The organism is Streptomyces sp. NPDC005774, from assembly GCF_042871645.1.
Taxonomy (GTDB): domain Bacteria; phylum Actinomycetota; class Actinomycetes; order Streptomycetales; family Streptomycetaceae; genus Streptomyces; species Streptomyces pratens.
On sequence record NZ_JBIAIV010000008.1, the window covers coordinates 90,264 to 107,969 of the forward strand.

The following is a 17,706-nucleotide window of genomic DNA, read 5'->3' on the forward strand; positions in this document are numbered from 1 at the left end:
GTTTCGCAGCAGACTGCCGTCGGCGGCCGGGGGCCCATAGGGAAGAAGACGCAGCACCGCGAGCAGAGCGGACTGCCGCCGTGGAGGAGGGGATCGACGGCGACTGGTTCACGCGCTGCCGCAGGGCACGGAACGGCGGTGTCCGCGTCCGGTGGTGGCGGAAGGCGCGGAGGAGGGGGGAGGAGGAGTGGGGGCGTGAAGGAGTGGTGGGGCGTGGAGGAAAGGAGCGGTGGGGCGGCGGACGGGAACGCGACGGCAGGCCCGGCGACGCGCGCGGCGTACGCCGGGCCCCGGAGCGGCGGCACCCGTGGCGGGCGTCAGAGCGGTGTGACGTACGCCCCCGAGATGCCCCCGTCCACGAGGAAGTCGGTGGCGTTGACGAAGGAGGAGTCGTCGCTGGCCAGGAAGGCGACGGCGGCGGCGATCTCCTCGGCCTCGGCGAACCGGCCGAGCGGGATGTGCACGAGCCGGCGGGCGGCGCGCTCCGGGTCCTTGGCGAACAGTTCCCGCAGCAGCGGGGTGTTCACCGGACCGGGGCAGAGCGCGTTGACGCGGATGCCCTCGCGGGCGAACTGCACCCCGAGTTCGCGGGACATGGCGAGGACGCCGCCCTTGGAGGCGGTGTAGGAGATCTGGCTGGTGGCCGCGCCCATCCGGGCCACGAAGGACGCGGTGTTGATGATGGAGCCCTTGCCCTGACGGCGCATGTAGGGGATCGCGGCCTTGCAGCACAGGTAGACGGAGGTGAGGTTGACCTCCTGGACGCGCTTCCAGGCGTCGAGTCCGGTCTCCAGGATGGAGTCGTCGTCGGGCGGGGAGATGCCGGCGTTGTTGAAGGCGATGTCGACCCTGCCGTAGGTGTCGTACGCCGTCCCGAACAGTGCCTCGACCTGCTCGGGGTCGGTGACGTCGACGTGCACGAAGGTGCCGCCGGTCTCCTCGGCGGCCGCCTTGCCGCGCGCCGCGTCCATGTCGCCGCAGACGACACGGGCGCCCTCGGAGGCGAGCCGGCGGGCGGTGGCCAGGCCGATGCCGCTGCCCGCTCCGGTGACGACGGCACTGCGGCCGGCCAGGCGACGGCAGATGATGTCCTCGGTCGCTTCGCTCACTGTGCGGAGCCCTCCGTGCTCGACGGGACGTTGCTGATGAAGACGTTCTTGGTCTCGGTGAAGGCGGCCAGGGCGTCCGGGCCGAGTTCGCGGCCGAGGCCGGACTGCTTGAACCCCCCGAAGGGGGTCCAGTAACGGACGCCGGCGTGGGAGTTGACGGACAGGTTCCCGGCGCGGACGGCGCCCGAGACCCGCAGGGCGCGGCCGACGTCCCGGGTCCAGACCGAGCCGGACAGACCGTAGTCGGTGGCGTTGGCCAGGCGGATCGCGTCGGCCTCGTCCTCGAAGGGCAGGACGACGGCGACGGGCCCGAAAACCTCCTCGACGGCCACGCGCGCGTACGGGTCGACGCCGGTGAGGACGGTGGGCGGGAACCAGAAACCGGGGCCGCCCTCGGGGGCCTTGCCCCGGATGCCGTCGGCGTCGTCGGGGACGTAGGAGCGGACGCGGTCCAGCTGGGTCCGGGAGATCAGCGGGCCCATGTCGGTCCGCTCGTCGGCCGGGTCGCCGACCAGGACGGACTCGATCGCGGGGGCGAGGAGGCCGAGGAAGCGGTCGTACGCCGAGCGCTGGACGAGGATGCGGGTGCGGGCGCAGCAGTCCTGGCCGGCGTTGTCCAGGAAGGACATCGGGGTGGCGGCCGCGGCGGCCTCCAGGTCGGCGTCGGCGAAGACGATGTTGGGGCTCTTGCCGCCGAGTTCGAGGGTGACCGGTTTGAGGAGCGCCGCGCCCCTGGCCGCCACCCGCCGGCCCACGGCGGTCGACCCGGTGAACACGATCTTGGAGACGCCCGGGTGTGCGACGAGAGCGTCGCCCGCGACCGGGCCGTGTCCGGGGAGCACCTGGAACAAGTCCTCGGGAAGATCCGCCTCCAGGGCGAGCCGGGCCAGACGCAGTGCGGTGAGCGGGGTCGTCTCGGCGGGCTTGAGGAGGACCGCGTTGCCCGCCGCGAGGGCCGGCACCGCGCCCCAGGCCGCGATCGGCATCGGGAAGTTCCAGGGTGCGATGACACCGACGACGCCGAGCGGTTCGAGGAACGTCACGTCCAGGCCGCCGGCGACCGGGATCTGCCGGCCGGTGAGCCGCTCCACTCCCCCGGCGGCGTAGTCGAGCAGGTCCCGGACGTTTCCGGCCTCCCAGCGGGCGTTGCCGAGGGTGTGCCCGGCCTCCTGGACCTCGAGGCGGGCCAGCTCCTCCAGGTGCCCGTCGACGACGGTGGCGAAGCGGCGCAGCAGCCGGGCGCGGTCGCCGGGGGCGAGGGCGGCCCAGGTCGTCTGCGCCCGCGCGGCCGCCGCGACGGCAGCGTCGACGTCGTTCGCGGAAGCGGCGGGAACGGTGGCGACGACCTCTTCGGTGGCGGGGTTCAGTACGCGCAGTTCGTCGGGCGAGGACACTTCACCGGGCAATGCGTCGGGCAGCGGCAACGGGGGCCTCACATGCGTTCGAAGGAGCGGCGCAGCTCCCAGTCGGTGACCGCGGCGTCGTAGGCGTCCACCTCGACACGCGCCATGTTGCGGTAGTGCGCGACGACCTCGTCGCCGAAGGCGGCCTTCGCGAGGGTGCTGTTCTCCCACAGCTCGGCGGCTTCCCGCAGGGTGGTCGGGACGTGCTCGTAGCCGGCGGCGTAGGCGTTGCCGCGGCAGGGCTCGGGCAGTTCCAGCCCGTGCTCGACGCCGTACAGCCCGGCCGCGACCATGCCCGCCACGGCGAGATGCGGGTTGACGTCACCGCCGGGCAGCCGGTTCTCGAAGCGCAGGGAGCGGCCGTGGCCGACGACGCGCAGGGCACAGGTGCGGTTGTCGTGCCCCCAGGCGACGGCGGTCGGTGCGAAGGAACCCGGCTGGAACCGCTTGTAGGAGTTGATGTGCGGGGCGTAGAGCAGGGAGAACTCGCGGAGCGCGACGAGCTGTCCGGCGAGGAAGTGCCGCATGACGTCCGACATGGCGTCCGGGTCCTGGGCGGAACCCGGCATGGCACTGGTGCCGTCGGGGGCGGCGAGGGAGAGGTGGATGTGGCAAGAGTTGCCCTCGCGTTCGTTGTATTTGGCCATGAAGGTGATCGACACGCCCTCCTGGGCGGCGATCTCCTTGGCGCCGGTCTTGTAGACGGTGTGCTGGTCGCAGGTGACCAGGGCCTCGTCGTAGCGGAAGGCGATCTCGTGCTGGCCGGGGTTGCACTCGCCCTTGGCGGACTCGACGGTGAGGCCGGCGGCGGCCATCTCGTTGCGGATGCGGCGCAGCAGGGGTTCGATCCGGCCGGTGCCGAGCACCGAGTAGTCGACGTTGTACTGGTTGGCCGGGGTGAGTCCGCGGTAGCCGGCGTCCCAGGCCTGTTCGTAGGTGTCCCGGAAGACGATGAACTCCAGCTCGGTACCGACCTGGGCGGTGTACCCGAGTCCGGCCAGGCCCTCGAGCTGGCGGCGCAGTATCTGGCGGGGGGCGGCGACGACCGGGGAGCCGTCGGCCCAGGCCAGGTCCGCGACGACCAGGGCGGTGCCCTCGTTCCACGGCACGCGGCGGAGCGTGTCGAGGTCGGGGAACATGGCGAAGTCGCCGTAGCCGTTCTCCCAGGAGGACATGGCGTAGCCGTCGACGGTGTTCATGTCGGCGTCGACGGCGAGCAGGTAGTTGCAGCCCTCGGTGCCGTGCCGGAGCACCTCGTCGAGGAAGAAGCGCGCGGCGAACCGCTTGCCCTGGAGCCGCCCCTGCATGTCGGGGAAAGCCAGGACGACCGTGTCGATCTCACCGCCCGCGACGAGGGCGTGCAGCTCCTCGACACCGAGCGGGGGTGTGGGGTCTGCCACGGAAGGGCCTCCTCGGGCTGCTTCTGGCACTTCTGGCCACATGCGGCCGCCGGTGACGGCGTGCGGCTTCTGCGGGCTTCGGTTCGGTCGGCCGGGAGCCATAAGGTATTGCGGACGACCATTGCTTGGGAAGGGGACGCGGCCGTATGCCGGAGGACTCGGAGAAATCGGTGAGGGCGGGGAGGCCGAAGGACGGGGCCGGCGCGGTCGGAGACCGTCTCGCACCGGTGCTGCGGCCGGTGCGCGCGGGCAACGGCTTCGAGGAGGCACTCGAGCAGATCCTTCAGGTGGTGCGGCTGGGCCTGGTCCCGGGCGGGGAGCGGCTGCCGGCCGAGCGGGCGCTGGCGGAGCGGCTGGGGATCAGCCGGGTGACGCTGCGCGAGGTACTGAAGGTGCTCCAGGACCAGGGTCTCGTGGAGTCCCGGCGCGGCCGGTACGGCGGCACGTTCGTACTGACCCGGCCGACGGACGCGGGCGGGTCCGAGCTGCGGCGGCGGATCGCCGAGGTCGACATCGAGGACGTGCTGCGGTTCCGGGAGGTGCTGGAGGTGGGCGCGGCGGGCCTGTGCGCCGCGCACGGCCTGTCGAACGCGCGGGCGGCCCGGCTCCGGGAGGCGCTGGCGGGCACGCGTGACGCCCCGCCGGCCGAGTACCGCCGCCTGGACACCCTGTTCCATCTCACGCTGGCGGAGCTGTCCGGTTCGCCGACGCTGACCGCGCAGTACGCGGCCGTCCGGGCGACGGTGAACGACCTGCTGGACTGCATCCCGCTGCTGGTGCGCAACCTGGAGCACTCGCAGCGGCAGCACACCGACCTGGTCGAGGCGGTACTGGAGGGGGACGCCGACGGAGCGCGGGAGATCGCGCGCGAGCACTGCGCGGGGACGGCGGCACTGCTGCGGGGCTTCCTGGCGTGACATGCCGGCGGCGGGGCGGTGATACCCGCCCGGGGCGGATCCGGGGCGGGCTCCGGGTGGGGGTCTTGCGTCCCGCCGTCCGCGCCGGGAAGGTATGGGCCCACAAAGGTCTGGATCCGCTCCATTTCCCGCTTCCTCGCCACCGCCCCCTGGGGAGTCACCCCGTGAGCCTTCCGCCACCACCGTCCTCTCCCTCTTCGTCCTCCTCGCCGTCCTCCTCCTCGACCTCACCGCCGGCCGGGGGCACGGGTCACGGCCCCGGCGGTGTGCCGGACGGCGAGGCGACGGGGCTCAGCCGGATCGTGAACTACGCGGGGCTCGCCGGCCTGGTGGCGTCGTTCTTCTCGCTGATCTACGCCGGGTCCCGTCAGCTGTTCGCGCTGTCCCGCGCCGGCTATCTGCCGAAGTTCCTGTCCCTCACCAGCCGCCGCAAGGCCCCGTACCTCGGACTGCTGGTGCCCGGCGCGATCGGCTTCGCGCCGGCCGCCGGCACGGGCAACGGCGCGCGCATGCTGAACGTCGCCGTCTTCGGCGCGACCATCTCGTACGCGCTGATGTCCCTGTCGCACATCGTGCTGCGCCGCCGCGAACCGGAGCTGCCCCGGCCCTACCGTACGCCGGGCGGGGTGCTGACCTCGTCGGTCGCGCTGGTGCTCGCCTGTGCGGCGCTGGTGGCGACCTTCCTCGTGGATGTGACGGCGGCGTTCATCGCGCTGGCGGTGTACATCGTGGCCGTGGCGTACTTCGGGCCGTACAGCCGCAGGCATCTGGTGGCAAAGGCGCCGGAGGAGGAGTTCGCGGCGCTGGCGGCGGCCGAGGCGGAGTTGTCCCGGGACTGAACCGGAGAACGCGCCAGGAAACCGGACGGGCGGGACTCGACCGGTGCCGGAGACGGAGGAGCACGGCATGACGGCCATCCGGAGATGGGCGAGGACCTGCGGGTCGTACGCCACCTGATCCAGGCGGCCACCCCACCGCGACCCACGCGAGCGGCGACGGCACCCCGACCGCCGGCCACCCGCGTGCCCGGCGCGTGAGGTGCGCGAGGTGCTCAGCCGCGGGTCAGGGTCAGCAGGTCACGGGCCGGGCCCGTGGGGCGGTGGCCGGTCGGCCAGACCGCGCGCAGTTCGCGGGCCAGGGCGATGCCGTCCACGGGAACGCGGATGAGGCGGCGCATCGCCAGCTCCTCCCCGACGGCCAGTTCGCTGAGGACGGCCGGGCCCGCTCCGCTGACCGCCGCGGCCTTCACCGCGGTCGTGGAGGACAGTTCGATCAGGGGGCGGGCCAGGCCGCCCAGCGCGGTGTCCAGGACCTGCCGGGTGCCGGAGCCCTCCTCGCGCAGGATCAGCGAAGTGGCCGCCAGTTCCTCGGCGGCGAGCGGCCGACTGCGGCGGGCCCAGGCGTGGGACGGTGCCGTCACCACGACCAGCCGGTCGTGGGCGATCACCACGGAGTCCAGGCCCGTGGGCACGGTCAGCCCTTCGACGAAACCCATGTCCGCCTCGTCCGCCAGCAGCCGCTGCGCGACCGTCGCGGAGTTCCCGGCCAGCAGGGACACCGCCGTGTCCGGCCGCTGCGCGCGCAGCGCGAGCAGCCAGCCCGGCAGCAGATACTCGGCGATCGTCATGCTCGCCGCCACCCGCAGCCGTGAGTCCCGGCGGTCCCGCAGCGCCTGCGCGCCGGCGTCGAAGGCCTCCGCGGCCTCCACGATCCGCCGCGCCCAGTCGGTGACCAGGGCTCCGGCGTCGGTCAGGCGTGATCCGCGCGGTGAGCGGTCCACCAGCGCCACGCCGAGCTGCCGCTCCATGGACCGGACCCGGCTGCTGGCCGCGGGCTGGGTGATGCCCAGCTCGCGCGCCGCGCCACCCAGGCTCCCGACGCGCGCCACCGCCAGCAGCAGCTCCAGTCCTCCGAGGTCCGGCACCCGGTGGGCGAGGGTCCCCGCGGTCACCGGCCGATGTCCCACGTGGTCGTCCCTCGTGCTCATCACGCCAGCTTATGTCGCCCGGTGCTGCCGGCGGCCCGCCGCTCGCAGTTCCCGGGGCAGCACCGCCGCCGCCTCGGCCAGCGACGGCCCGTACCAGGTGAGGTGCCGGCCGCCGACCAGGGCGCAGGGCAGCCCGGGGAAGGCGTCCGGGCCGTCGTCGGCGGTGAAGCGGTACGGCTCGTCGGGCAGCACGACGAGGTCCGGGGCCGCCGCGCGCAACTCGTCCAGGGGTACGCGCGGATAGCGTTCCGGGTCTTCCGCGTAGAGGTGGTCGACGCCGAGGCGGGACAACAGGTCGCCGGCGAAGGTGTCGCGGCCCAGCACCATCCAGGGCCGCCGCCAGACCGGCACGACCGCGGTCCGGCGGGCCGCGGGGGCCGGCACGGCGTCCCAGGCGGCCTCGGCCTCGTCCAGCCACCGGGGCCGGGCGACCACACCGCACGCCGTGAGCACCCTGGCCAGTTCGTCGAAGGCCTGGGGCAGCGTCCGTACCTCCGTCACCAGTACCTCGAGGCCCGCCGCGCGCAGGGCGTCGAGGTCGGGGGCGCGGTTCTCCTCCTCGTTGGCGATCACCAGATCGGGGGCGAGGGCGGTGATCAGGGAGACCTTCGGGTTCTTCGTGCCGCCGATCCGCTCCACGTCCAGGCCGGAGGGATGCGTGCACCAGTCCGTGGCGCCGGCCAGGGCGCCGGGAGCGGACAGCGCCACGGCCTCGGTGAGCGATGGGACGAGGGAGACGATCCGCACGGAACTCACCGGCGCGGCTTGTCCCGGACGGCCTCGATGTGCTCGGCGACGGCGACGACGACCAGCCGGGTCTCCGCGACCGTGGCCCGCCACCGGTGCCGGACGCCTCCGGTGAGGTACAGGGTGTCGCCGCGGCCGAGGCGGTAGGCGCGGCCCTCCGCCTCGATCTCCACGGCACCGTCCGCCACGTACATCAACTGATCGTTGCGGAACTGGAATTCGCGCCCGGCGTCGTGGTCGCCGGTGAATTCGGAGGCGTGCATCTGGTGATGGCCCCGTACCAGGGACCGGACGCGGGGTGTCGGCAACTGCTCGGCGCCCTCCGCGCGGACGACGTCGACACTGCACGCCGGGTCGGCGGCGGCGAGGAGTTCCACGGCGGTGGTGCGCAGGGCGTCGGCGACCTTCTCCAGGGAACTCCGGCTGGGGCGCGCGCGCTCGTTCTCGATCTGGCTCAGGAACGGGACCGACAGGCCGCTGCGCTGGGCCACGACGGCAAGCGTGAGATCCAGCGCACGACGCCGCCGTCGCACGGCCGCGCCCACGCGCAGCGGCTGTTCTTTGTGATCGCCCATCGCCCCGGCTCCCTCCTTCGCCCGTCGCTCCGTGTCCGTGCCCCGCTGTCCCGGCGCACTTCTCCTGTTGAGCTGTCTGCACCCTACGCATGTTCGGCAAACCGTTTCAGGCGCCTGTCACGTCGTCGCCCTGTGCGATCGTGCACGACCCCACAGTTCACGCCGGCCGATGCGCGAGCCGTCCGGTTCGGTGTGCGCAGGATGCGGGGTGTTTCCGCCATTGTCACCCGAAGTGGGGCGGGAGGTCACGGCGAGGGCCCGGAGGCCCGGGGAGGACGTAGCGCTGCGTGATTGGCCGGATCCTTATCGTGCGCCCGTCGGGTTGTGTGCCCGCCCCGGTCGTGTTCCGGTCCCGGTCGTGTGCCCGTTGCCGCTGCGGGCCCGTTGCGGCCGTGCTCCGTTGCCGCCAGGTGCCCGTTGTGGCCGTGGCCCCCGTTCGGCTTGCCCCGCACATGTTCCGAGGGGCGGGCCCGGTCCCGCTGTCAGGTGCGGGGCCGGGCCCGCCCCCCGGGGCGAGCGGTGCGAGGTCACCACGGCGACCGGTGATCACCGTGGTGACGTCACCGTCACTGCGGGGTCATGCGCCCCACCACGTCGGGGTGCTCCTCGAGCCAGGTGGCGACGGCCGCCTCCTCCTTGCCCTGGCCCCGGTCCTTGATCTCCTTCTCGAGCGTGCCGAGTTCGTCCTCGCTCATCGTGAACCCCTTGATCCACTTCGTGAGTTCGGGGTACTGCTCGGGAAACGCCTTGTTCGCGATGGTGCGGATGGTGTTGCCCTCGCCGAAGAGCTTCTTGTCGTCCTTCAGCCTGGTCAGCTCGTACTCGCTGTACGACCAGTGCGGCGACCAGAGGGTGACCGCGACGGGCTCCTTCTTGGCGTAGGCGCGCTTGAGCTCGGCGAGCATCGCCGGCGTGGAGCCGTCGACGACCTTGTACTCCTCGTCCAGGCCGTAGCCCGGCAGAACCTTGTTCTTGAGCAGGTCCATCTGGCCGGTGCCCGGTTCGATGCCGATGATCCGCCCGTCGAACAGGTCGGCCTTGCCCTTGAGGTCCTCGAAGGACTCGACGCCCTCGACGTACGACGGAACGGCGACGTCCAGGGAGGTCGGCTCGTACCAGGTGCCGAGGTCGACCAGTTTGCCCTTGCTCTGGTCCCAGAAGTTCTTCTGGGCATGGGGCAGCCAGGCGTCGAAGTTGAGGTCGATGTCCCCGGTGGAGAGGCCGGTGTAGACCGGGCCGACCTCCATCTGCTTCAGGTTCAGCGTGTAGCCGCGCCGTTCCAGGACGTTCTTCCACAGGTAGGTGATCGCGATGTCCTCCTCCCAGGGGAACCAGGCCACGTCCAGCGGACGCTTCGCCTCGGCGGGAGTGTCACCGGAACCGGACTGCACGGGCGCCATCTTGTCGACGACGTCCGGGTTGTCCTTGAGCCAGGCACGGACGGCGTCCTGCTGCTTGCCCTTGCCGGCCTTGTTGATCTCGGCCTCCAGGCTGGTGAGTTCCTCCTCGGTCATCGAGAAGTCCTTCATCCACTGGCCGATGGCGGGGTTCTCTGCGGTGAAGCCCTTGCGTGCCAGGGTGTGCACCCCGTCGCCCTCGCCCCAGGTGCCCTTGGGGTCCTTCAGCTTCTTCAGGTCGTAGTCGCTGTACGCCCAGTGCGGTGACCAGAGCGTGACGACGACCGGTTCCTGCTTGCTGTAGGCGCGCTTGAGCTCGGCCAGCATCGCCGGCGTGGAGCTGTCGACGACCTTGTACTCCTCGTCCAGGCCGTACTCCTTGAGGACCTTGTCCTTGAGCAGGCCCATCATTCCGGCGCTGGACTCGATGCCGGTGATCTCCCCGCCGAAGGTGCCGGCCTCGCCCTTGAGGTCCTCGAGGGAGTCGAAGTCCTCCATGTAGGCGGGCACGGCGAGTTCGAGCGTCGTCTCCTCGTACCAGGTGCCGAGGTCCTCGAGCTTGTCGCCGTACTTCTTCCAGTACGCCTCGTGGGTGGTGGGCAGCCACGCATCCGTCTGGAAGTCGATGTTGCCCTGCGCGAGCGCGGTATAGAGCGGGCCCGCGTCGAACTGTGTGGCCTCGACCTCGAAGCCCCGCTGCTCGAGGACCTCCTTCCACAGGAAGGTGGAGGCGACGCCCTCGTCCCAGGGGATGTAACCGATGGAGATCTTCTTGCCGTTGCCGACGTTCTCGGCGTCGGCGGCGGTGTCCGTACCGCCGCTCTTGCCGCTGCCGCCGAAGATGCCCATGCCACCGGCCACCAGGGCCAGGACGACGACACCGATCACGGCGACCTGCGGGCGCGGCCGGTAGGACCAGATCTTCAGGCCCTGCGCGGTGCGGGCCTTGGCGGCGGCGCGGCGGCCGAGCGGGGACACCTGGGTGCCCAGGGCGCTGGTCATGCGGTCGAGGTAGATCGCCAGGATGACGATGGCGAGGCCGGACTCGGCGCCGAGACCGACGTTGAGCTGGCCGATGGCCTCGATGACGGCGCCGCCGAGGCCGCCGGTGCCGACCATACCGGCGATCGCGGCCATGGACAGGCCGAGCATGATCACCTGGTTGACGCCCGCCATCACGGTGGGCAGCGCCAGGGGCAACTGGACGCGCAGCAGGGTGTTGCGGGGCGTGGTGCCGAACGCCTCGGCCGCCTCCACGAGATCCTTGTCGACCTGGCGGATGCCCAGCTCGGTCATGCGCACGCCGGGGGCGAGCGCGAAGATCAGGGTGGCGACGATGCCGGGGGCGGGGCCCGTCCCGAAGAAGAGGATCGCCGGGATGAGGTAGATCATCGCGGGCAGCGTCTGCATGAAGTCGAGGACCGGGCGCACGAAGGCGCTGACCCGGTCCGAGCGTGCCGCCCAGATGCCCACGGGCACGGCTATGACGAGCGCGATGACGGTGGCGACGATGACCAGGGCCAGCGTCACCATCGAGTCGCCCCACAGCTCGAGCGAGTCGAGGAAGGCGAAGCCCACGAAGGTGAGGACACCGGCGACGGTGCCGCGCAGCCAGAAGGCGATCACCGCGAAGATACCGGCGAGCAGCAGCGGCTCGGGCGCCTGGAGGACGGCGTTGACGCCGTCGTAGGCGCCGGTGAAGACGGTTTTGAAGAAGTCGAACAGCCAGGTCACATGGGCGAGCAGCCAGTCGACGGCGCTGTTGACCCATTCGCCGAGCGGAATCCTAGGCACGGGCCAGCACCTTCCCACCCTTGCCGCGCGGGGAGTCGCAGGTTCCGGGGGCACCGTCCTCGTCGCCGAGGAAGCCGACGAGCCGCTGCCGGGGTACTACGCCGATGACCGTGCCCTCGCCGTCGAGGACCGCCACGGGGTGTGCCGCGCGGGCGCTCATCGCGCACAGGTCGGTGAACGGCGTCTGCGCCGTCGCGGTCTCGCAGGCGCAGTCGGCCTCGTCGCCGCGCACCTCCTGCTCCATCACTGCTCCGGCGGTCAGCACCCGGGAGCGGTCGACGTCCTGGGTGAAGGAGGCGACGTAGTCGTTGGCGGGGCGGATGAGGATGTCCTGCGCGGTGCCGATCTGCACGATGCGGCCGTCGCGCATCATCGCGATGCGGTCGCCCAGGCGCATGGCCTCGTTGAGGTCGTGCGTGATGAAGACGATCGTCTTCTTCAGCTTCTTCTGCAGTTCCACCAGCTGGTCCTGCATGTCGCGGCGGATCAGCGGGTCGAGCGCGCTGAAGGACTCGTCCATCAGCAGCAGGTCGGCGTCGGTCGCGAGCGCGCGGGCCAGGCCGACCCGCTGCTGCATGCCCCCGGACAGTTCGTCGGGCCAGGACTTCTCCCAGCCGGCCAGGCCACACAGGGCGAGCGCCTCGTCGGCGCGGCGTTCGCGCTCGGCGCGGGGCACGCCCTGCACTTCCAGGCCGTATGCGGCGTTCTCGCGGACGCTGCGGTGCGGGAAGAGCGCGAAGTGCTGGAAGACCATGCTGATCTTCCTGGAACGGACCTCGCGCAGCTCGCGGTCGGACAGCGCGGTGAGGTCCTGGCCGTCGAATCGCACCTGTCCGGCGGACGGCTCCGACAGGCCGTTCAGCATGCGCAGCAGGGTGGACTTGCCCGAGCCGGACAGGCCCATGACGACGAAGATCTCGCCGGGTTCCACGGTGAACGAGGCGTCGATGACGGCTGCCGTGGTGCCCTGGTCGCGCAACTCCTCCCGGTCGGCCTTGTTCTGGCGCAGTCTCTCGACCGCCTGGCCCGGTCGTCTGCCGAACACCTTGTACAGATGCTCGGCTTCAAGCCTCGTTGACACGCGTACCTCTTGACTCGGCGGCAATGGAAGGGAGCGGCGCCCGTCGGGACGGTTCAGGCGTTCCTGACAGTTGAACCTGCAACCGGCGCCACTCCGGGGCCGCGCCTCCCCCGTTTCGCCGGTCGCAAACGCATACGTGTCCTGCCTCACAGTCGGTCCGCCCTCTATAGCGAATGCCGCCTCCCGCCCTCCCGCCCTCGCGGTCATGCGGCTGCGGAGCCCTGTCGGTGGCGTGCGGCATGATGCGGAGCGTGACCGGACGACTGATGCTTCTAGACACCGCCTCCCTCTATTTCCGTGCTTACTTCGGAGTCCCGGATTCCGTCAGGGCCCCGGACGGCTCGCCGGTGAACGCCGTGCGCGGGCTGCTCGACTTCATCGACCGCCTGGTCAGGGACCATCACCCGGACGATCTGGTGGCGTGCATGGACGCCGACTGGCGCCCGGCGTGGCGGGTGGAGCTGATCCCCTCCTACAAGGCGCACCGCGTGGCCGAGGAGCGCCCGTCGGGCCCCGACGAGGAGGAGGTGCCCGACACGCTGTCCCCCCAGGTGCCGGTGATCGAGTCCGTCCTGGACGCCATCGGCATCGCGCGCGTGGGTGTCGACCGGTACGAGGCGGACGACGTGATCGGCACCTTCACCGCACGGGCGCGCGGTCCGGTGGACATCGTCACCGGCGACCGCGACCTGTACCAGCTGGTGGACGACGCGCGTGGGGTGCGGGTGCTGTACCCGCTCAAGGGCGTCGGCACGCTCCAGATCACCGACGAGGCCGTGCTGCGCGAGAAGTACGGGGTGGACGGTGCGGGGTACGCGGACCTGGCGCTGCTGCGCGGCGACCCGAGCGACGGCCTGCCGGGCGTGCCGGGGGTGGGTGAGAAGACGGCCGCCAAGCTGCTGGCCGAGTTCGGCGACCTGGCCGGGATCCTGGCGGCGGTCGACGATCCGAAGGCCAGGCTCACCCCGGCCCAGCGCAAGCGCCTCACCGAGGCGCACCCCTACCTGGCGGTCGCCCCGAAGGTCGTCCGGGTCGCGGACGACGTCCCGCTCCCGGAGGTCGACACGACACTGCCACGGACCCCGCGCGACCCGGACGCCGTACGGGAACTGGCGGCCCGCTGGGGTCTCGGCGGCTCCCTGGAGCGGCTGCTGACGACCCTCGCGCGGTAGGAACCACCGCCATGTGCACGGGTAATCGCCGGACAAAGATGTTAACTTAGGTAAACCTAACTAAGTGACAGGGAGGCCCCACATGGCACAGCGACCGGGACGCCAGCCGCGCACACCCCGCTCCGGGCAGGTGCTCCGCACCGAGCGGCTGACCCCGCACATGCAGCGGGTGGTGCTGGGCGGCGAGGGCCTGGCCGACTTCACGGCGGACACCTGCACCGACCACTACGTGAAGCTGCTGTTCCCCGCCGAGGGCGTCACCTACCCGGAGCCGTTCGACATGCAGCGGATCCGCGAGGAGTTCCCGCGCGACCAGTGGCCGGTGACCCGGACGTACACCGTGCGCCACTGGGACGCCGAGCAGCGCGAGCTGACCCTGGACTTCGTGATCCACGGCGACGAAGGGCTGGCGGGCCCCTGGGCCCGGCGGGTCCTGCCGGGCGAGACCGTGTTCTTCACCGGTCCCGGCGGCGCCTACACCCCCGACCCGAGCGCCGACTGGCATCTGCTGGTGGGCGACGAGAGCGCGCTGCCCGCGATCGCCCGGTCGCTGGAGGCCATGCCGGGCGGGGCCAGGGTCTACGCCTTCGTGGAGGTCGAGGGGCCCCAGGAGGAGCAGAAGATCGACTCCGAGGTGGCGGTCACCTGGCTGCACCGGGGGGACCGTCCGGTCGGCGAGGCGCTGGTGGAGGCCGTGCGGGGACTGGAGTTCCCCGAGGGCCGGGTGCACGCCTTCGTCCATGGCGAGGCGCACTTCGTGAAGGAGCTACGCCGTCTGCTGCGGGTCGAGCGGCAGGTCGCGCGCGAGGACCTCTCGATCTCCGGCTACTGGCGGCGCGGTCACAACGAGGACGGCTGGCAGGCCTCGAAGCAGGAGTGGAACACGCGGGTCGAGGCGGAGCAGGAGCAGGGGCAGGCGGAGTCATCGGCCGCGGCGGGCTGAGCCGCCACCGAGTCACCGCTGAGCCGCACCTGAGTCACCACGGAACCCTCTTCGAAGCACCGCTGATCCGCTGCCCCGGCCGAACCGGCATCCCGGGTTCCCGGCCGGCACACCCGGCAGCGCCGGTCGGGTGAACCCCGGACCCCGCGTCGCGGCGGACGGCGTGGCGCGGCGCCTCGCCCCCGCCCGCTGCCCGAGGATCCGGGCGCGTGACAGACACCTTCGAAGAACTCGTGGCCAAGCAGCGCGCGGCGGACGAGGCACATGTCCGCGTGCGTCATCTGCAGGAGACGTACGGGCCTCCCACGGACACCAAGTGGAGCAGCCTGCAGACCACCACCTGGGAGACGGCCTGGCGGGCCTGGCGCGACCTCGCCCGTGAGCTCCATGTGGCGGTGAGCGACTTCGCGCGGGCCGGGGGGAAACCGCGCCACGTGGTCGAGGCCGAGGTCAGGCAGGCGGTACGGCACGAGCAGCAGGGCGGGGCGGACACGTAGCCTTGGCCCTCGTGACCCGCAGACGCAGAACCGTCCCGCCCTCCCCGCTGCCGCAGCGCGACGGCGTGGACCCGGTGCGGATGCGCCTGCCCGGCACGGGGCAGTGGGCCACCGTGCGGGACCATCTGGTGACCCGGCTCCCGGCCGGCTCCGGTGTCGTCGACGGCATGTTCGACGCGGGGCTGATCGTGGGCGCGGACGGGCGGCCCGTGCCGGCCGACGCCCCCTGTGTGCCGGGGCTGTTCGTATGGTTCCACCGGGAGCTGCCGACCGAGGTACCGGTGCCCTTCCCGCTGGAGATCGTGTACCGGGACGAGCACATCGTCGTCGCCGACAAACCCCATTTCCTGGCCACCACACCGCGCGGCAGCCATGTCGCCCAGACCGCGCTGGCCCGGCTGCGCCGCGAACTGGGCATCCCGCTGCTGGGCGCCGCACACCGCCTCGACCGGCTCACCGCCGGGCTGATGCTGTTCATCGTGCGGCCCGAGGAACGTGGCGCGTACCAGACGCTGTTCCGCGACCGGCTGATCCACAAGGAGTACGAGGCCGTCGCCCCCCACGATCCGGCGCTCGCCCTGCCCCGGACCGTACGCAGCCGGATCGTCAAGGAGCGCGGGGTGCTGACCGCCCGCGAGGTCGAGGGCGAGCCGAACGCGCTCAGCCGGGTCGAGCTCCTGGAACACCGGGCCGACGGCCTCGCCCGGTACCGGCTGGTCCCCGGCACCGGGCAGACCCATCAGCTGCGGGTGCACATGAGCGCCCTGGGCGTGCCGATCCTCGGTGACCCCCTGTATCCGGAGGTGGCCGGCCCCGTCCCGGCCGGTGACTTCCGGCGTCCGCTGCAACTGCTGGCGCGGGAAATGGAGTTCACCGACCCGGTGACGGGAGCGCGGCACCGGTTGCGCAGTGGCCGAACGCTCGCGGCATGGGCCTCGTACGGGGACTGGGCCGCAGAGGACCACGCCACCGAGGACTGCGCCTCGGACGACCGCGCCGCCGAGGCACGAACCACCGTGGACCGGGCCACCGCTGACCGGGCCGCTGCTCACCGGCACTCGGCGCCCCGGACCTCGGCGCCCCGGGCCTCCGGTCAGTAGCCGCGCCACCAGAGCAGGAAGCGCTGCCAGGCGCCCGGCGCGCGAACCGGTTCCGCGGGGCCGGCGACGGCCGGTGGCTCGGCGACCGGTGGCTCGGCGACCGGTTGCTCGGCCGACTGCTCGTCCGGTGTCCCCGCCGTGGCCGCGGGCCGCGGGGCGGGGATGTCATGGTGATCGAACGGACCGGGGCGGGCGGCCGGCGACGGAGCCGGCTCCCCCGGTTCGGTGCTGCCGATGTGCCAGTCGCGGCGCGGGGCCGCCGGCTGGTGGTCGTGGTTGGGCCGCTCGGTGATGTCCTGCGGCGCCCTCGGGGTGAACCGGACGGGCAGCTCGATGAGATGGCGTGAGGCGATCGACTCGGTGTGACGCAGATCCTCGTCGTCGACGTCGAGTTCGAGGTCGGGCAGCCGCATCAGCAGAGCGTCGACACCGATCTCGGCGATGGCACGTCCGATGTCCTGACCGGGGCACTCGTGCGGGCCACCGCTGAAGGCGAGGTGGGAGCGGTTGCCCTGCATGTGGGCGGTCGGGTCCGGGCGTACCCGCGGGTCGACGTTGGCCGGGGCCGGAGCGAACAGCAGTCCGTCGCCCCGGCGGATGCGCTGTCCGCCCAGTTCCGTCTCCTGCTTGGCGAAGTAGGCGAAGATGGTACTGAACGGCGGTTCGTCCCAGAGCAGTTGCTCCACCGCCTCCGGCACGGTCATCTGTCCGCCGTTGAGCTGGGCCCGGAAGCGCGGGTCGACCAGCACCGTGCGCAGTACGTTGGCGAGGAGGTTGGCGGTCGACTCGTAGGCGGCGATGAGCACCACCCGCAGGTGCTCCCTGACCTCGTCGTCGGTCAGTCCGGCCGGGTGGGTGATGAGATGGCTGGCGAAGTCCTCCTGCTGTTCCAGCCTGCGGCGCGCGGTGAGCCGGCCCAGCACGTCCATGACGTACGCGTTGCTGGCGATGGCGGTCTCGGTGCCCCTGATCATGTCGCGGGCCGACTCGACCATCCGGTCGTTGTACTCGTCGGGCATGCCGAGGATGTGGCACATCACGGCCATCGGCAGGTGCTCGGCGTACTGGCTGACGACCTCGGCCTCGCCCACTTCGCAGAACCGGTTGACGAGACGCTGGGTGCAGCGGTTGATATGCCGGCGCAGACTGCGGAAGTCGATGGTCGACACGGCGAAGTCGATCACGCCGCGCAGCCGCTCGTGTTCGTCGCCCTCGGCGTGGGCGCACATCGGCTGCCAGGCGATGTGCGGCATCAGCGGGTGGTCGGGTTTGACCAGGCCGTCCCGGAGCGGGGACCAGATACGGCTGTCCTTGGTGTACTGCGCGGGGGTGCGCACCATGTGCAGGTTCTCGGCGTGGCCGAGGACCACCCACACCGGCACGTCGTCGTGGAGCAGCGCGGGCGCCACGGGGCCGTGCTCGGCACGGAGATCCTCGTACAGCTTCTTCAGGTCCGCCGATTCGTGCAGCCGGGGCAGTCCTCCGGGGCCCTGGCCGTGCGCGGGGCAGCCGGGGGGCGGGGCGGGACGGGAGTCGTCCGTTCCGGTCGGGGAGTGGGATTCAGGCGTCACAGTGGTCGCTCCG

14 protein-coding genes and 1 pseudogene are annotated in these 17,706 nt (G+C 71.8%); 6 read left to right on the forward strand and 9 right to left on the reverse strand.

Features of this window, described 5'->3' with window-relative positions:
- Positions 1–317: 317 nt before the first annotated feature.
- Genes ACFYQA_RS10190 through ACFYQA_RS10200 form a run of 3 tightly spaced genes read right to left on the reverse strand, consistent with a single transcriptional unit; the run spans position 318 to position 3,912 of the window.
- A complete protein-coding gene (locus tag ACFYQA_RS10190; protein ID WP_388914294.1) occupies positions 318–1,109 on the reverse strand; it encodes a 3-oxoacyl-ACP reductase in 792 nt (263 codons plus the stop codon).
- A complete protein-coding gene (locus ACFYQA_RS10195; RefSeq protein WP_388914297.1) occupies positions 1,106–2,515 on the reverse strand; it encodes an aldehyde dehydrogenase family protein in 1,410 nt (469 codons plus the stop codon). The genes ACFYQA_RS10190 and ACFYQA_RS10195 overlap by 4 nt, the downstream gene beginning before the upstream one ends.
- A gap of 26 nt (positions 2,516–2,541) precedes the next feature.
- A complete protein-coding gene (locus ACFYQA_RS10200; protein ID WP_388914300.1) occupies positions 2,542–3,912 on the reverse strand; it encodes a glutamine synthetase family protein in 1,371 nt (456 codons plus the stop codon).
- A gap of 146 nt (positions 3,913–4,058) precedes the next feature.
- On the opposite strand from ACFYQA_RS10200, the gene ACFYQA_RS10205 reads away from it, so the two are divergent.
- Positions 4,059–4,829: a FadR/GntR family transcriptional regulator gene (locus ACFYQA_RS10205; RefSeq protein WP_388914303.1), complete on the forward strand. Its 771-nt coding sequence runs from the start codon at positions 4,059–4,061 to the stop codon at positions 4,827–4,829.
- A gap of 269 nt (positions 4,830–5,098) precedes the next feature.
- Positions 5,099–5,668 (forward strand): annotated as a pseudogene (locus tag ACFYQA_RS10210) (amino acid permease); the annotation flags it as partial.
- A gap of 212 nt (positions 5,669–5,880) precedes the next feature.
- Here the strand turns inward: ACFYQA_RS10210 and ACFYQA_RS10215 are convergent.
- From ACFYQA_RS10215 to ACFYQA_RS10235, 5 genes are all read right to left on the reverse strand, one after another.
- Positions 5,881–6,816: a LysR family transcriptional regulator gene (locus ACFYQA_RS10215; RefSeq protein WP_388914306.1), complete on the reverse strand. Its 936-nt coding sequence runs from the start codon at positions 6,814–6,816 to the stop codon at positions 5,881–5,883.
- Positions 6,817–6,825: 9 nt separating this feature from the next.
- On the reverse strand, positions 6,826–7,563 hold the full coding sequence (locus ACFYQA_RS10220) for a helical backbone metal receptor (RefSeq protein ID WP_388914626.1): 738 nt from the start codon (positions 7,561–7,563) through the stop codon (positions 6,826–6,828).
- A gap of 5 nt (positions 7,564–7,568) precedes the next feature.
- Positions 7,569–8,138, reverse strand: coding sequence for a helix-turn-helix domain-containing protein (locus ACFYQA_RS10225; RefSeq protein WP_388914309.1), 570 nt, complete (start codon positions 8,136–8,138; stop codon positions 7,569–7,571).
- A gap of 566 nt (positions 8,139–8,704) precedes the next feature.
- Positions 8,705–11,329 carry an ABC transporter permease/substrate binding protein gene (locus tag ACFYQA_RS10230; protein WP_388914312.1) on the reverse strand — a complete coding sequence of 875 codons (2,625 nt, stop codon included), beginning with the start codon at positions 11,327–11,329 and terminating at the stop codon, positions 8,705–8,707.
- Positions 11,322–12,410, reverse strand: a complete 1,089-nt coding sequence (locus ACFYQA_RS10235; protein ID WP_388914315.1) for a glycine betaine/L-proline ABC transporter ATP-binding protein — start codon at positions 12,408–12,410, stop codon at positions 11,322–11,324. Before ACFYQA_RS10235 ends, ACFYQA_RS10230 begins: the two co-directional genes overlap by 8 nt.
- Before the next feature lie 242 nt (positions 12,411–12,652).
- Here ACFYQA_RS10235 and ACFYQA_RS10240 point away from each other — a divergent pair, with 242 nt between their 5' ends.
- The 4 genes from ACFYQA_RS10240 (at position 12,653) to ACFYQA_RS10255 (ending at position 16,122) form a co-directional block, all read left to right on the forward strand.
- The gene (locus ACFYQA_RS10240) at positions 12,653–13,582 is read left to right on the forward strand and encodes a 5'-3' exonuclease H3TH domain-containing protein (protein ID WP_388914629.1); all 930 of its coding nucleotides are present in this window, start codon (positions 12,653–12,655) and stop codon (positions 13,580–13,582) included.
- Between the two features lie 82 nt (positions 13,583–13,664).
- The gene (locus ACFYQA_RS10245; protein WP_388914318.1) at positions 13,665–14,525 is read left to right on the forward strand and encodes a siderophore-interacting protein; all 861 of its coding nucleotides are present in this window, start codon (positions 13,665–13,667) and stop codon (positions 14,523–14,525) included.
- Between the two features lie 209 nt (positions 14,526–14,734).
- Positions 14,735–15,022 (forward strand): hypothetical protein, encoded by a 288-nt coding sequence (locus ACFYQA_RS10250; protein WP_388914320.1) that lies wholly within the window; start codon positions 14,735–14,737, stop codon positions 15,020–15,022.
- An 11-nt stretch (positions 15,023–15,033) separates the two neighbouring features.
- Positions 15,034–16,122 (forward strand): RluA family pseudouridine synthase, encoded by a 1,089-nt coding sequence (locus tag ACFYQA_RS10255; RefSeq protein ID WP_388914323.1) that lies wholly within the window; start codon positions 15,034–15,036, stop codon positions 16,120–16,122.
- Here ACFYQA_RS10255 and ACFYQA_RS10260 read toward each other — a convergent pair.
- Positions 16,116–17,693 carry a cytochrome P450 gene (locus ACFYQA_RS10260; RefSeq protein WP_388914326.1) on the reverse strand — a complete coding sequence of 526 codons (1,578 nt, stop codon included), beginning with the start codon at positions 17,691–17,693 and terminating at the stop codon, positions 16,116–16,118. The two genes, ACFYQA_RS10255 and ACFYQA_RS10260, sit on opposite strands and share 7 nt — an antisense overlap.
- Positions 17,694–17,706: the final 13 nt, after the last annotated feature.